Genomic DNA, 12,404 nt, shown 5'->3' on the forward strand with positions numbered 1-12,404 from the left:
GAGCGTACGTGAGTGAGAATCAGAACCTCCTCGCGGAGCAGCGCCGCGCACTGATCCTGGACGAGGTCCGGCGCCGGGGCGGTGTGCGGGTCAACGAACTGACCCGCAAGCTCGGCGTGTCGGACATGACCGTGCGCCGTGACCTGGACGCCCTCGCCCGCCAGGGGGTGCTGGAGAAGGTGCACGGCGGCGCGGTGCCGGTGGTCGAGGCCAGCACGCACGAGCCCGGCTTCGAGGCGAAGTCGGGTCTGGAGCTGACCGCCAAGGAGGACATCGCCCGCGCCGCCGCCAAGCTGGTCACCCCGGGCACGGCGATCGCCCTGTCCGGCGGTACGACGACGTACGCGCTCGCCCAGCAGCTGCTGGAGGTGCCCGACCTGACCGTGGTGACGAACTCGGTGCGGGTCGCGGACGTCTTCCACGCGGCACAGCGCACCTCGGGCAGCCAGCGGCAGGGCGCGGCCACGGTGGTGCTGACCGGCGGTGTGCGCACCCCGTCCGACTCGCTGGTGGGACCGGTGGCCGACCAGGCGATCGCCGCCCTCCACTTCGATCTGCTGTTCCTCGGTGTGCACGGCATATCGGTGGAGGCGGGTCTGTCCACGCCCAACCTCGCCGAGGCGGAGACGAACCGCCGGCTGGTGCACTCCGCGCGCCGGGTCGTGGTGGTCGCCGACCACACCAAGTGGGGCACGGTGGGCCTGAGTTCCTTCGCCGCGCTGGATCAGGTGGACACGCTGGTGACCGATGCCGGCCTGCCCGCCGAGGCACGCGCGGAGATCTCCGAGCACCTGCGGGTGGTGGTGGCGGGCGAGCCCGGGGAAGACGACGCAGACATCTGACGGCCTGTCAGCTATGGTGACCGCCCGGTCGCCCGCCCTGCGGGAGTGGCACAAGGGGGTTACGTCCATGGCTCGTCGTCTGCGCCCGGTTGATCTCGACTTCGTCGGGGCCGCGCCCGTGCGTCTGGTCTTCGCGCGGGAGGTCTCCGCGTCCCCCGAGCAGGTCTTCCGCGCACTCGCGGAGGATGTGCCCGGCTGGACGCAGTGGTTCTCGGCGGTACGGCTCGCCCGGCCCACCGACGACGGCGCCGGGCGTGAGATCCGGCTCAGGGGCGGGACGCGGTTCGAGGAGACGGTCCTGGTGGCGAAGGCGCCCGAGGTGTACGCCTACCGCGTCGACACCACCAACGCACCGGGTGTCCGCGCCCTGGTCGAGGAGTGGCGCCTGACTCCTCGGGGCACGGGCACCCGGGTGCAGTGGACCTTCGCCGCCGACGGGCCGGCGCCGTTGCGGTTCGTCCTCGGGCTGGCCCGGCCGGGCCTGGGGCGCGCCTTCCGCGACGCGGTGACGTCCCTGGACCGGCGCCTGGCGGGCCGCTGATCAGCCGGCGCCGCGGGAGAGCTGCGATGCGGCCACGACCGCGGCCATCAGTTCCGCGTCCAGTGCGGAGACGTCGGCCAGGCGCGAGGCCGCGGACGGCGAGTTGAGCAGGGTCTTGGTGACGCGCAGTGCCGCCTGGGGGCGGCGGACGATGGGCCGTGCCCAGTCGGCGACGGCCTTGTCCAGCTCGTGAGCGGGGACGACCTTCTGCAGGATGGACAGCGACTGGGCTTCCGCCGCGGTGACGGCCCGGCCGGTGAGGACGATCTCGCGGACGCGGGCGGCGCCGACCTCGTTGATGAGACGGGGCAGGAGGCCGCCCCACGCGGTGGGCAGTCCGAGTGCGAGTTCGGGCAGCCGGAAGGTCGCGTCCTCGGATCCGACCCGCAGATCGCAGGCCGGCGCGAGGGCGAAGCCGACCCCGATGGCCTTGCCGTGGACGCGCGCGATGGTGACGGCCGGGTTCGAGGTCAGGGCCTCGCAGACGCGCCGTGCCTTGGTCCCCGACATGCGGATGCGCCGCCCGTGGGGTCGTGGGCGAGATGCCGGGCGGACTCACCGCGGTCCCCGCCGAGGCAGAAGTCGTCGCCGCTCCCGGTGAGCACGAACACCCCGAACCCCAATTGAGACGTCACCAAACCCTCACAACCCCGTCACCCGCCCGTTGGGCACCGGCCCCCGAAAGGGCCGGGCCGGCTCAGTCCGGCCACACGCCCGTGGTCAGCAGGGTCTCGATCGCCGCGGTGTACGGCGCGATGTCCAGGCCCTGCCCGGCGAGCCAGGCGTCGGAGTAGTACTTGTCGAGGTAGCGGTCGCCCGGATCGCACAGCAGGGTGACGACACTGCCCCGGCGGCCCTCGGCCACCATCTCGGAGACGATCTTCAGCGCGCTCCACAGCCCGGTGCCCGTGGAGCCGCCCGCCTTGCGGCCGATGGCCCGCTCCAGGGCCCGTACGGCGGCGACGCTGGCCGCGTCGGGGACCTTCATCATCCGGTCGATCGCGCCGGGCACGAAGCTCGGCTCCATGCGCGGCCGGCCGATGCCCTCGATCCGGGAGCCGCAGTCGCAGGTGACGTCCGGATCGCCGGTGGTCCAGCCCTCGAAGAAGCAGGAGTTGTCCGGGTCGGCGACGCAGATACGGGTGTCGTACTGCATGTAGTGGACATAGCGCGCGAGGGTCGCGGAGGTGCCGCCGGTGCCGGCGGTGGCGACGATCCAGGCCGGCTCCGGGAAGCGCTCCAACTCCAGCTGGCGGAAGATCGATTCGGCGATGTTGTTGTTGCCGCGCCAGTCGGTGGCCCGCTCGGCGTAGGTGAACTGGTCCATGTAGTGGCCGCCGGTCTCCACCGCGAGGCGGGCCGACTCCTCGTACATCCTGCGCGAGTCGTCCACGAAGTGGCACCGGCCGCCGTGGAACTCGATCAGACGGCACTTCTCGGCACTGGTCGTGCGCGGCATGACCGCGATGAAGGGCACGCCGATCAGCTTGGCGAAGTAGGCCTCGGAGACGGCGGTGGAGCCGCTGGAGGCCTCGATGACCGGGCGGCCGGGGCGGATCCAGCCATTGCAGAGGCCGTAGAGGAAGAGGGAGCGGGCGAGGCGGTGCTTGAGGCTTCCGGTCGGGTGGGTCGACTCGTCCTTCAGGTAGAGGTCGATGCCCCACCGCTCGGGGAGGGGGAAGCGCAGCAGGTGCGTGTCCGCCGAGCGGTTGGCGTCGGCCTGGACCTTGCGGACGGCCTCTTTCAGCCAGTCGCGGTAGGCGGCGTCGCTGCGGTCGACGTCGAGGGTGGCGCCGGTCCGGGTCTGGTCGGTGGTGCTCACGGCGGTGCTCCTTAGGCTGGGCGCCGACGACGCCTAGGACAGTCGGCACCTTGAGCATAGGCATCTTTCACACCGCTTCCCACCTGCATAAACGCATCTTTGAGCCACCCAAAGCCACCCTGGGGCACAGGCGTGCAAGGCATGCGGGCGCGCAGTGGCGGGAGTGCTCCGGGCGGCTTCCGCGGGCGCCTCGCGCGTACTGGTGTTCCCGGCCGCATCGGGGCAGACTGCACGCGACGGGACGATCGTCCCGAACGCAGGCGCACGCCGTCGTCGGACGCGGGCGCACACTGGATGGGACGCGAGCGCACAGGGGATCGCGGGAGCACACGGCAAGGGGGCGGCGAAGGATGGCGGAGCCGGAGTTCACAGCCACGGGCGTGCGGATCGGCAAGCGGCTGCGTTCGCTCACCCGGGCCGGTCAGGTCCGGATCAACGACGGCAGGCTGGAGTTGCTGACCAGCTACGGCAGCGAGATCGACAGCGCCCCGGTGCAGGCGGTGCGCGCGTCCAAGCCGTGGTTCCGGCCGGACGACAAGGCGTTGGCCGACCTCAACGGCAAGCGGTACCTGCTGACGCTGGGCGAGCACGACCCCGCCCCCGGTGAGCCGGGTCCGCCCGCGGCGCGGCGGTTCATCGAGGCGGTGCGCCGGGCCGCCGGACGCGGCGGCTGAACGCCGTACGGCCGCCGGCCCGGGGACGGGCCGGTCGTGTTACTCCGAGCAGCGGTCCGTCGCGGCGAGTTGCGGGACCGCATCCGCTGGGTCACGCTGGTCTCACGTCACTCTGGGTTTACCGGCGATAACGCTGCGAACCAGCCCGCCGGCCACGACAGCAGGCGGACGTTTGGACGCAAGCACCCTGCTGGATCCGTTGTTCTCCGTGTTCTTCCGGTCCGTTCGGACCTCTACATCGGGGAGTCGCAGCCGTGATCAGTCACCCAAGCAGGCACTGCACGGTGGAGCTCCAAGCCCTGCCGTCGCGGATCGGCCAGGTCCGCAGAATCGTATCTGCACAGTTGCGGTACTGGCACATGGACGCGTTGATAGACCGGGCCGCGCTCGGTGTGACGGAGCTGCTGAGCAACGTCCACCGGCATGCCAGGCCCGACAAGTCGTGCACGGTCGAGCTGGAGCTGGCGCCGGACCGGCTCACTGTCTCGGTGCGCGACAACGACCCACGGCTTCCGGTACCGGCCGACGTCGCGGATCTGCCGGACGGTGGTCCGCTGGCCACCTGCGGGCGGGGGCTGGCGATGGTGGCGGCGGTGAGCGAGAGCTGGGGTGCCCGGCCGGACGGCGAGAACGGCAAGGTCGTCTGGTTCACGCTGACCGCCCCGGCGGTGGTACGGCCGCAGCCGGCGCATGCCTCGCGCCGTGCCGCCGGCGTGCCTCCCGCGCCGGAGCCCGTACGCGTCGGCACGGCGGCCAGGGCACCGGCGGGGACGCCTGTGGGTGCCGGGGTCGCACTGAGTGCGGAAGCTCCCGTGGCGGCGGCTCCCGTGGCAGGCGCGGCTCGCTCTCCCGCCTGAGCGAGCGCAGGCTCCCGCCCGGTCGACCGTTCCCGGTCGACCGGGCGGTGACGGGGGCTCGGCCTCGTGGCGGCGCCCAACCGTCGGGGCGGTCCGGGCCGTACGCGAGTGCGGGTACGTCGTGGCCGGTCGCGTAGTTCCCCGCACCCCTGGGGAGTTGCGGCCGACGGAGCCATGGCAGCCGACGGCGCTGCAGTTCCCCGAGGGGCGCGGGGAACTGCGCGACCAGCCCCTCACGCACCCGCGGTCGCCCACGATCCGGCCCGACCCGATGCGTGGGCGCCCGCCCCGCGCGAAGCAGTCACTCCGTCGCGATCGCCCCCAGGACGTCCAGCCGGCCCACCCGCCGGACCGGGTCGGTCCGGACCGAGCGCGGCTGCGGGCAGGTGGCGGACCGGCCGCGCGACTCGCCACGACAACCCCAGCCGCCCAACAGACGCAGGGAACCGCGCCACCAACCCACCACGCACCCGCGGTCGCACGGCCCCGCGCGCCCCCCACGCGTACGCGCGAACACCCCACCACGCACCCGCAGTCGCCCACGGCCCGAACCCGCCCGGCGGACAAGCGCCCCAGCCCCCGCGACGCAGTCACTCCATCGCAACCGCCCCCAGGACGTCCAGCCGGCCCACCCGCCGGACCGGGTCGGTCCGGACCGAGCGCGGCTGCGGGCAGGTGGCAGACCGGCCGCGCGACTCGCCACGACAACCCCAGCCGCCAAACAGCACGCACCCGCGGTCGCACGGCCCCGCGCCCCCCACGCGTACGCGCGAACACCCCACCACGCACCCGCAGTCGCCCACGGCCCGAACCCGCCCGGCGGACAAGCGCCCCAGCCCGCGCGACGCAGTCACTCCGTCGCGATCGCCCCCAGGACGTCCAGCCGGGCCGCCCGTCGGGCCGGGCGCAGGCCTGCCAGTGCGCCGGCGAGGAGGCCGACCAGGGCCACCACCGCCAGTCGCGCGGGCGGGAGGGCGAAGGCGAACGCGCTGTCGCTCGCGCCGTCGGAGGCCTTCACCAGTACCCAGCCCAGGAAGGCGCCGAGGCCGAGGCCCCCGACCGTGCCGAACGCGGCGACCAGGACCGACTCCCAGCGGACCATGGCGCGCAACTGGGCGCGGGTCTGGCCGACGGCCCGCAGCAGGCCGAGTTCCCGGGTGCGTTCGTGCAGCGCGAGGGTCAGCGTGTTGGCGATGCCGAGCAGGGCGATGACCACCGCGAGGGCGAGCAGCGCGTAGACGAGGGTCAGCATCATGTCGATGCCGCCCGCCGAGGACTGCGCGTACTCGTCGCGGGTCTGCACGGAGGGGTTGCCGTACTGCGCGGCGACCTTCTTCACCGCCGCCTTGCCCGCGTCCGCGCTCACCCCGTGCCTGAAGGTGACGGCGATCAAGGTGTCGGCGTCCTGGGTGTGGTGCGGAGCCCAGGCCGCGCGGGTGATGACATAGTCGCCGGCGAGTTCCGACTGGCCGTACAGGGCCCGGACGGTGAAGTTCTGCGTCGTGCCGTCGGTGAAGGTCAGCCTGGCCGTGAAGCCGGTGCGCAGGTGCTGCCGGTCGGCCTCCTTCCGGGTGAGGGCGATGCCGTCGGAACCCAGGTCCCGCAGGGAGCCGGTGACCGTGCCGAGGTCGAAGGTGCGAGCGAGCGCGGCCGGATCGGTGACGGTCAAGGCCCTGCCTTTCCCGTCGACTTCGGCGACCCCGCGGCCGAGTCCCACGGCCGTGTCCACCTGGGGCAACCGCTGGAGTGCGGGCGCGAGCCGGGGGCTGAGTCCGCTGCCGCCCGCGCCGAAGGACGGGCTGCTGACGGCGAGGTCGCCGGCGAACGACCGGGCCACCGTCTGGTCCATCGTTGCCTTCAGCGAGGCGCCGAAGACGGTGAACAGCGACACGACGGCCACCCCGATCATCAGCGCGCTCGCGGTGGCCGCCGTCCGCTTCGGGCTGCGCAGGGCGTTGCGCCGGGCCAGGGAGCCGGTGACCCCGCGCAGCCGGTCCAGGGGGCCGCCGAGCAGCCGCACGGCCGTGGTGGCGGCGACCGGGCCGAGGACCACGAAGGCCGCCAGGGCGAGCAGCGCGCCGAGTCCCGCCAGCCACACGGACGGGGAGACGAGGACGCCGGTCAGGGTCGTGGCGAGCGCCAGCACGCCGAGCGCACCACCGGTGACCGCGCGGACGCGGGAGGCGCCGGAGGTGTCGACGGCCGTCTCGCGCAGGGCGGCGAGCGGCGCCGTCCGTCCGGCGCGCCGGGCCGGCAGGAGCGCCGATCCCAGGCAGACCACGATCCCCACGACGAGCGGCAGCACCATCGACAGAGTCTTGATCACCAGGTCGCCGTCGGGGAACGGGAATCCGATCGCCGGGAAGAGCGCCTGGAGGCCCGCGGCGATGCCGATGCCGCCGGCGAGTCCGGTGAGGGACGCGGTGAGCGCGACGACGCAGGCCTCGGCGAGGGCGGCGGCGGTCACCTGGCGGCGGGCCGCGCCGAGGGCACGCAACAGGGCGTTCTCGCGGGTGCGTTGGGCGACCACGATCGCGAACGTGTTGTGGATGGAGAAGGTGGCGACGAGCAGGGCGACGCCGGAGAACACGAGCAGGAAGGTGGTGAAGATGGTCAGGAACTGGCTGGAGATCATGTCGGTGTTCTCCTGCGCCGACTGCTGACCGGTGATGGCCTCAACCCCCTTCGGCAGCACCGGAGTCAGCCGGCTCACCAGGTCCTTCTGGCTCACTCCGGGTGCGGCCCGCACCGCGATGGACGCCGCCTGGCCGGGCCGCGCGGTGAGGTACTTCTCGGCGTCGGCCCGGGTCATGCCGGTGAACGTCACCTGGGCCATGCCGTCCTGGCCGCCGAAGGTGGCGAGCCCGACGATGGTGACCTTCACCGGATCCGGGGTGCGCAGGGTCGTGGTGTCACCGATCTCCAGGCCGCCCTTCTTCGCGGCGCCCCGGTTCACCACGACCTCGCCCGGCCTGGCGGGAGCCCGGCCTTCGGCGAGCCGGTACGGGTTGAGGCGGGGGTCCGTGATCCAGTTCCCGGCGAGCGTGGGCGGGCCCTGGCCACCGACCGGTGTGCCGTCGGAGCCGACGAGCTGGCCGGCGCCCTGGATGTCCGGGACCGCGGCGGCCACGCCGGGCACCCGCTCGACGGTCTTCACCAGCGAGGTGTCCACCGGCCGTCGTACGCCCTGGGCCTCGCCGGGCGTGGTGATGGCGTCGGCGCCGCGTACGACGGCGTCCGTGCCGCTGGTGGCCTCGCCGAACATGCTGTCGAAGCTGGCGCGCAGCGTGTCGCCCATGACGAGGGTGCCAGCCAGGAAGGCGACGCCGAGGAACACGGCGAGGAAGGTGCCGGCGAACCGGCGCCGGTGCGCGCGCAAGGACGTGAGGCTGAGCCGGAGCGACGCGTTCATGACCGCACCTCGAAGGCCTTCATGCGGTCCAGGACCCGGTCCGCGGTCGGCGCCTCCATCCGGTCGACCAGCCGTCCGTCGGCGAGGAAGAGCACCTCGTCGGCGTGCGCGGCGGCCACCGGGTCGTGCGTGACCATGACGACCGTGCGGTCCATCTCCCGCACGGCGGAGCCGAGGAGGCCGAGCACCTCGGCTCCGGAGCGGGAGTCGAGGTTTCCGGTCGGTTCGTCGGCGAAGACCACGTCGGGCTTCCCGGCGAACGCCCGTGCCACGGCGACGCGTTGCTGCTGGCCGCCGGAGAGCTCCGAGGGACGGTGGTGCAGCCGGTCGCGCAGGCCGACGACGTCGACGAGCGCCTCGATCCACTCCCGGTCGCCGCGCCGGCCCGCCAGGTCCAGGGGCAGGGTGATGTTCTCCGCGACGGTCAGGGTCGGCACCAGGTTGAACGCCTGGAAGACGAAGCCGACCCGGTCCCGGCGCAGCAGGGTCAGGCGCCGGTCGTCCAGCGTGCCGAGTTCTGTGTCGCCGATGTAGGCGGCGCCGGAGGTGAGCGTGTCGAGGCCGGCCGCGCAGTGCATGAGGGTGGACTTGCCGGAGCCCGAGGGGCCCATGATCGCCGTGAAGCGTCCGGCGGGAAAGGAGACGTCGACGCCGTCCAGGGCGCGCACGGCGGTGTCGCCACCGCCGTACACCTTCACCGCGTCCACCACGCGGGCCGCGGCCCGCAGTGCGGTCGTGGTCATGCCGCGCCTCCCTTGCTCGCACGGCCGAACTGCTCCTCCAGCACGGACAGGCGGCGCCAGTACTCGTCCTCGTCGATCTCGCCGGAGGCGAAGCGGCGGCCGAGGACCGCGAGCGGCGAGTCGCCCGCCGGGCGTGAGCCGTCCATGGGCCGCCAGGGGCCGCCGCGTCCGCGCCATCCGGTGCGGCGCAGGAAGGTGACGGCGCCGATCACGACGGCCGCCCAGATCAGCGGGAAGAACAGGATCCAGGGGCCGGGTCCGCCGCCGCCCCAGTCGGCCAGGGTCTGCATCTCGGGTCATCTCCCTCGTCGGTTCCGTGGTCCCCGGTCTTCGGGGATGCCCCGAGACTCCCTCTCGGAGGGGGTCCGGGTCGTCGTGCGGCCGGCGGCAGTGCGGGTACCTCGCGGGGAGTACGGCGTGGGCGGCGAACTGCTCCCTCGGGACTCCCCGGGGGAGCCCTGACGACCCGGTGGCGACCGGCTCGGACTCGCTGGGGGCTAGCGTACTGTAACTACTAGTATGTACAGTTCTTGTATGAGCACCTCGGAACGACTGATCGAGTCCACCCGTGAGCTGCTGTGGGAGCGCGGGTACGTGGGCACGAGCCCCAAGGCGATCCTGGAGCGCGCGGGTGCCGGCCAGGGCAGCATGTACCACCACTTCAAGGGCAAGCCGGATCTCGCCCTGGCGGCGATCCGGCGGACGGCGGAGGAGCTGCGCGCCACCGCCGAGGGGGTCCTGAGCGGTCCGGGCACGCCGTACGAGCGCATCGAGGCATATCTGCTGCGCGAGCGTGACGTCCTGCGCGGCTGCCCGGTCGGCCGGCTGACCATGGACCCGGACGTGATCGCCAGAGAGGAACTGCGCGCGCCGGTCGACGAGACGATCGCCGCCATCCGCGAGCGGATCGCCGAGCTCGTCGAAGAGGGCAAGCGGCAGGGACAGTTCGCGCCGGAGCTGGACGGCGAGGAGATCGGGGCGGCCGTCCTCGCCACCGTGCAGGGCGGCTACGTCCTCGCCCGCGCCTCCGGCTCCCCCGCCGCCTTCGACGCCAGTGTCCGCGGGCTGCTCTCCCTGCTCGCGCCCCGAACCACCGGACAGGAGAACTGAGTCGGTGCACATCACCAGACGGCGTCCCGACACACAGCAGGGTCCGGCGGAGAACTTCACCGGCACGGTCTGGCTGGACGAGGTGGCCGCCCCGGCCGCTTCCTCGCGCCTGCGCATGGTCAACGTCCACTTCGCTCCGGGCGCCCACACGGCCTGGCACCGGCACCCGCACGGGCAGGTGCTGCACGTGCTGGAGGGCGAGGGGCTGGTCCAGCGCAAGGGCGGCGAGGTGGAGGCGATCCGCGCGGGCGACACGGTGTGGATCGAGCCGGGCGAGTGGCACTGGCACGGCGCCGCGCCCCGCACCTTCATGACCCATCTCGCGGTCGTGGAGGCCGCCGAGGACGGCACGACGGCCGAGTGGCACGCGCACGTGACCGACTACCCCGCCTGAGAAAGGGATGCGCGAGATGCATGCCATGCAGTACGCGTTCACCCTGCCCGCCGACTACGACATGGGCATCGTCCGCTCCCGTGTCGCCCGGGTCGGGCACCTGCTGGACGACTGGGACGGCCTCGGCATCAAGACGTACGTGCTGCGCGAGCGCGGGGTGCACGGCTCCCCGGTGAACGAGTACGGGCCGTTCTACCTCTGGAACACCATGGAGGGCATGAACAGCTTCCTGTGGGGAGGAGCCTTCCAGGGGCCCGTCGACGACTTCGGGCGGCCGGCGGTCCGTCAGTGGACGGGCCTGGCCTTCGAGGAGGGCACCGCGACGGGAGCAGCGCCCGCGTTCGCCGTGCGGCGGCGTCAGCCGGTGCCGGAGGGCGTGGAGCTGGCCGCGTTCATGGCGGACGCGGCGGCCGAGACCGGGCGGCTGGCGGCGGCGGACGGCGCGGTCCTCGCGGCGGCGGCCGTCGACACGCGCGCGTGGGAGCTGGTCCACTTCTCGCTCTGGGAGCACGACACGCCCAAGGCCGACGGCGACCTCTACCAGGTGCTGCACCTGTCCGCGCCGGGCCGCGACCGGCTCCCGCGCGGGCGGCAGTGGTGAGCCGCGTCCGTACGGTCCTCGGTGACATCCGGCCCGAGGAGCTGGGCGTGTGCGACGCGCACGGCCATCTCTTCCTGCGCAGCCCGCAGTTGCCGGGCCGGGAGCTGAACGACCCGGCGGCGGCGCGGGCCGAGCTGGCCGCGTTCCGGGCCGCGGGTGGAGCGGCCGTCGTGCAGTGGACGCCGTACGGCATGGGGCGGCGGGCGGCGGACCTGCCGGAGCTGTCCCGGGCCACGGGGGTGCGGCTGGTCTGCGCCACGGGTCTGCACCAAGCCGCGCACTACGACTCCGAGTCGCTCGACCGGCTGCGCGGCTGCCGCCTCGCCGAGCTGTTCGTGTCCGAACTGACCGAAGGGATCGGCACGACGGGGGTGCGAGCGGGGCTGATCAAGGTCGCGGGCGGTTTCCACGCACTCGACGCGCACGCCCGCTGGACGATGACGGCGGCGGCCGAGGCACACCACGCCACCGAAGCGCCCATCGCCGTGCACCTGGAGCTGGGCACCGGAGCGCTCGACGTACTCGACCTGCTGTGCGGCGAGTTGGGCGTGCCGGGGGATCGGGTGATCCTGGGCCACCTCAACCGCTTCCCCGACCCGGTGGTGCACCGCCAGGCCGCCGCATCAGGCTGCTGGCTGGCCTTCGACGGGCCCTCCCGCGCCCATCACGCCACCGACTGGCGGATGCCGGACGCGCTGCGGGCCCTGGCGGACGCCGGTTTCGGCGACCGGCTGCTGCTCGGCGGCGACACGGTGGTCGCCGGGGCCCGCTCGGTCGACGGCGGACCCGGCATGCCGTACCTGCTGCGCCGGGTACGGCCCCGGCTGGACGCCGCGCTGGACGCGGACCTGGTGGATCGCATCCTCACCGAGCATCCGGGGCGGGCGTTCGCGGTCGACTGGACGTGAGCGGAGCGGATCCGGCCCGATCACATCGACGCCTGTCCCACCGGACGGTTCCCGCTCCGGCCGCCGTCCACAGAATGGGGGGCGGACCACCACCGGCCCCGCCCCGAGGAGACGACACGGCCATGGCCCTGGAGATGCGCGAACGCTGCGAGCGCTGTACCACCACCCCGCTCCCCGCGGACGGCCCGGCCCGCATCTGCTCCTACGAGTGCACGTTCTGCGAAGCGTGCGGCGAGGCGCTGGGTCAGATCTGCCCCAACTGCGGCGGCGAACTGGTCGCGAGACCCCGCAGACCGGCCGCTGCCGCATGAGACGGCACCGGCGGTGAACGGCCCGGCAGACAGGGCTCGTTCGGCTCGGCGAGCCCACATCCGCTCGCTGGTCGGCGAGGATCACACTGCCGCGTAGCCTTCTTGCCGCAGATCAGGGACGGCACTCGGGTGTCTTCCCCCACGACCGCGGCCTGTCCGGTGTCGCGGCAGCGCGGGGCCTCCTGGCGC

Annotated in this window: 13 protein-coding genes and 1 pseudogene; 9 read left to right on the forward strand and 5 right to left on the reverse strand. The window is 73.3% G+C overall.

The window, feature by feature from the left end; genetic code table 11:
- Positions 1-8: 8 nt before the first annotated feature.
- On the forward strand, positions 9-842 hold the full coding sequence (locus ACQPXS_RS08825) for a DeoR/GlpR family DNA-binding transcription regulator (RefSeq protein ID WP_351804745.1): 834 nt from the start codon (positions 9-11) through the stop codon (positions 840-842).
- Between the two features lie 67 nt (positions 843-909).
- Positions 910-1,383, forward strand: coding sequence for an SRPBCC family protein (locus tag ACQPXS_RS08830; protein WP_433448579.1), 474 nt, complete (start codon positions 910-912; stop codon positions 1,381-1,383).
- Here the strand turns inward: ACQPXS_RS08830 and ACQPXS_RS08835 are convergent.
- A pseudogene (locus ACQPXS_RS08835) lies at positions 1,384-2,021 on the reverse strand (enoyl-CoA hydratase/isomerase family protein).
- A gap of 59 nt (positions 2,022-2,080) precedes the next feature.
- A complete protein-coding gene (locus ACQPXS_RS08840) occupies positions 2,081-3,205 on the reverse strand; it encodes a PLP-dependent cysteine synthase family protein (protein WP_433448581.1) in 1,125 nt (374 codons plus the stop codon).
- A gap of 350 nt (positions 3,206-3,555) precedes the next feature.
- Here ACQPXS_RS08840 and ACQPXS_RS08845 point away from each other — a divergent pair, with 350 nt between their 5' ends.
- Both ACQPXS_RS08845 and ACQPXS_RS08850 read left to right on the forward strand, forming a co-directional pair.
- Positions 3,556-3,879, forward strand: coding sequence for a hypothetical protein (locus ACQPXS_RS08845; protein WP_433448583.1), 324 nt, complete (start codon positions 3,556-3,558; stop codon positions 3,877-3,879).
- 254 nt (positions 3,880-4,133) lie between these two features.
- Positions 4,134-4,736, forward strand: a complete 603-nt coding sequence (locus ACQPXS_RS08850) for an ATP-binding protein (protein ID WP_433448585.1) — start codon at positions 4,134-4,136, stop codon at positions 4,734-4,736.
- An 850-nt stretch (positions 4,737-5,586) separates the two neighbouring features.
- Here ACQPXS_RS08850 and ACQPXS_RS08855 read toward each other — a convergent pair.
- The 3 genes from ACQPXS_RS08855 to ACQPXS_RS08865 are packed head-to-tail and all read right to left on the reverse strand — an operon-like array spanning position 5,587 to position 9,181.
- Positions 5,587-8,148, reverse strand: a complete 2,562-nt coding sequence (locus ACQPXS_RS08855) for an ABC transporter permease (protein ID WP_433448587.1) — start codon at positions 8,146-8,148, stop codon at positions 5,587-5,589.
- Complete coding sequence (locus ACQPXS_RS08860) at positions 8,145-8,891, reverse strand: ABC transporter ATP-binding protein (protein WP_433448589.1); 747 nt, start codon at positions 8,889-8,891, stop codon at positions 8,145-8,147. The genes ACQPXS_RS08855 and ACQPXS_RS08860 overlap by 4 nt, the downstream gene beginning before the upstream one ends.
- Entirely contained in the window at positions 8,888-9,181 is a 294-nt protein-coding gene (locus ACQPXS_RS08865; protein WP_433448591.1) for an SHOCT domain-containing protein, read from the reverse strand. Before ACQPXS_RS08865 ends, ACQPXS_RS08860 begins: the two co-directional genes overlap by 4 nt.
- Positions 9,182-9,410: 229 nt before the next feature.
- Between ACQPXS_RS08865 and ACQPXS_RS08870 the strand changes: the two genes are divergently transcribed.
- The 5 genes from ACQPXS_RS08870 (at position 9,411) to ACQPXS_RS08890 (ending at position 12,215) form a co-directional block, all read left to right on the forward strand.
- Positions 9,411-10,001 (forward strand): TetR/AcrR family transcriptional regulator, encoded by a 591-nt coding sequence (locus tag ACQPXS_RS08870; RefSeq protein WP_433448593.1) that lies wholly within the window; start codon positions 9,411-9,413, stop codon positions 9,999-10,001.
- Between the two features lie 4 nt (positions 10,002-10,005).
- Positions 10,006-10,395, forward strand: coding sequence for a (R)-mandelonitrile lyase (locus ACQPXS_RS08875; protein WP_433448595.1), 390 nt, complete (start codon positions 10,006-10,008; stop codon positions 10,393-10,395).
- 16 nt (positions 10,396-10,411) lie between these two features.
- Positions 10,412-10,996 (forward strand): DUF4865 family protein, encoded by a 585-nt coding sequence (locus ACQPXS_RS08880; RefSeq protein WP_433448597.1) that lies wholly within the window; start codon positions 10,412-10,414, stop codon positions 10,994-10,996.
- On the forward strand, positions 10,993-11,904 hold the full coding sequence (locus tag ACQPXS_RS08885; protein ID WP_433448599.1) for a phosphotriesterase family protein: 912 nt from the start codon (positions 10,993-10,995) through the stop codon (positions 11,902-11,904). The genes ACQPXS_RS08880 and ACQPXS_RS08885 overlap by 4 nt, the downstream gene beginning before the upstream one ends.
- A gap of 122 nt (positions 11,905-12,026) precedes the next feature.
- Entirely contained in the window at positions 12,027-12,215 is a 189-nt protein-coding gene (locus ACQPXS_RS08890; RefSeq protein ID WP_365325757.1) for a DUF1272 domain-containing protein, read from the forward strand.
- Positions 12,216-12,404: the final 189 nt, after the last annotated feature.

It is taken from the genome of Streptomyces sp. CA-142005 (assembly GCF_050942335.1).
In the GTDB taxonomy this organism is placed as follows: Bacteria; Actinomycetota; Actinomycetes; order Streptomycetales; family Streptomycetaceae; genus Streptomyces.

Coding starts and splice junctions, on each gene's coding strand:
- ACQPXS_RS08830 (WP_433448579.1), top strand. CDS start 910: ATGGCTCGTCGTCTGCGCCCGGTTGATCTCGACTTCGTCGGGGCCGCG.
- ACQPXS_RS08845 (WP_433448583.1), top strand. CDS start 3,556: ATGGCGGAGCCGGAGTTCACAGCCACGGGCGTGCGGATCGGCAAGCGG.
- ACQPXS_RS08855 (WP_433448587.1), bottom strand. CDS start 8,148: ATGAACGCGTCGCTCCGGCTCAGCCTCACGTCCTTGCGCGCGCACCGG.
- ACQPXS_RS08860 (WP_433448589.1), bottom strand. CDS start 8,891: ATGACCACGACCGCACTGCGGGCCGCGGCCCGCGTGGTGGACGCGGTG.
- ACQPXS_RS08865 (WP_433448591.1), bottom strand. CDS start 9,181: ATGCAGACCCTGGCCGACTGGGGCGGCGGCGGACCCGGCCCCTGGATC.
- ACQPXS_RS08870 (WP_433448593.1), top strand. CDS start 9,411: ATGTACAGTTCTTGTATGAGCACCTCGGAACGACTGATCGAGTCCACC.
- ACQPXS_RS08880 (WP_433448597.1), top strand. CDS start 10,412: ATGCATGCCATGCAGTACGCGTTCACCCTGCCCGCCGACTACGACATG.
- ACQPXS_RS08890 (WP_365325757.1), top strand. CDS start 12,027: ATGGCCCTGGAGATGCGCGAACGCTGCGAGCGCTGTACCACCACCCCG.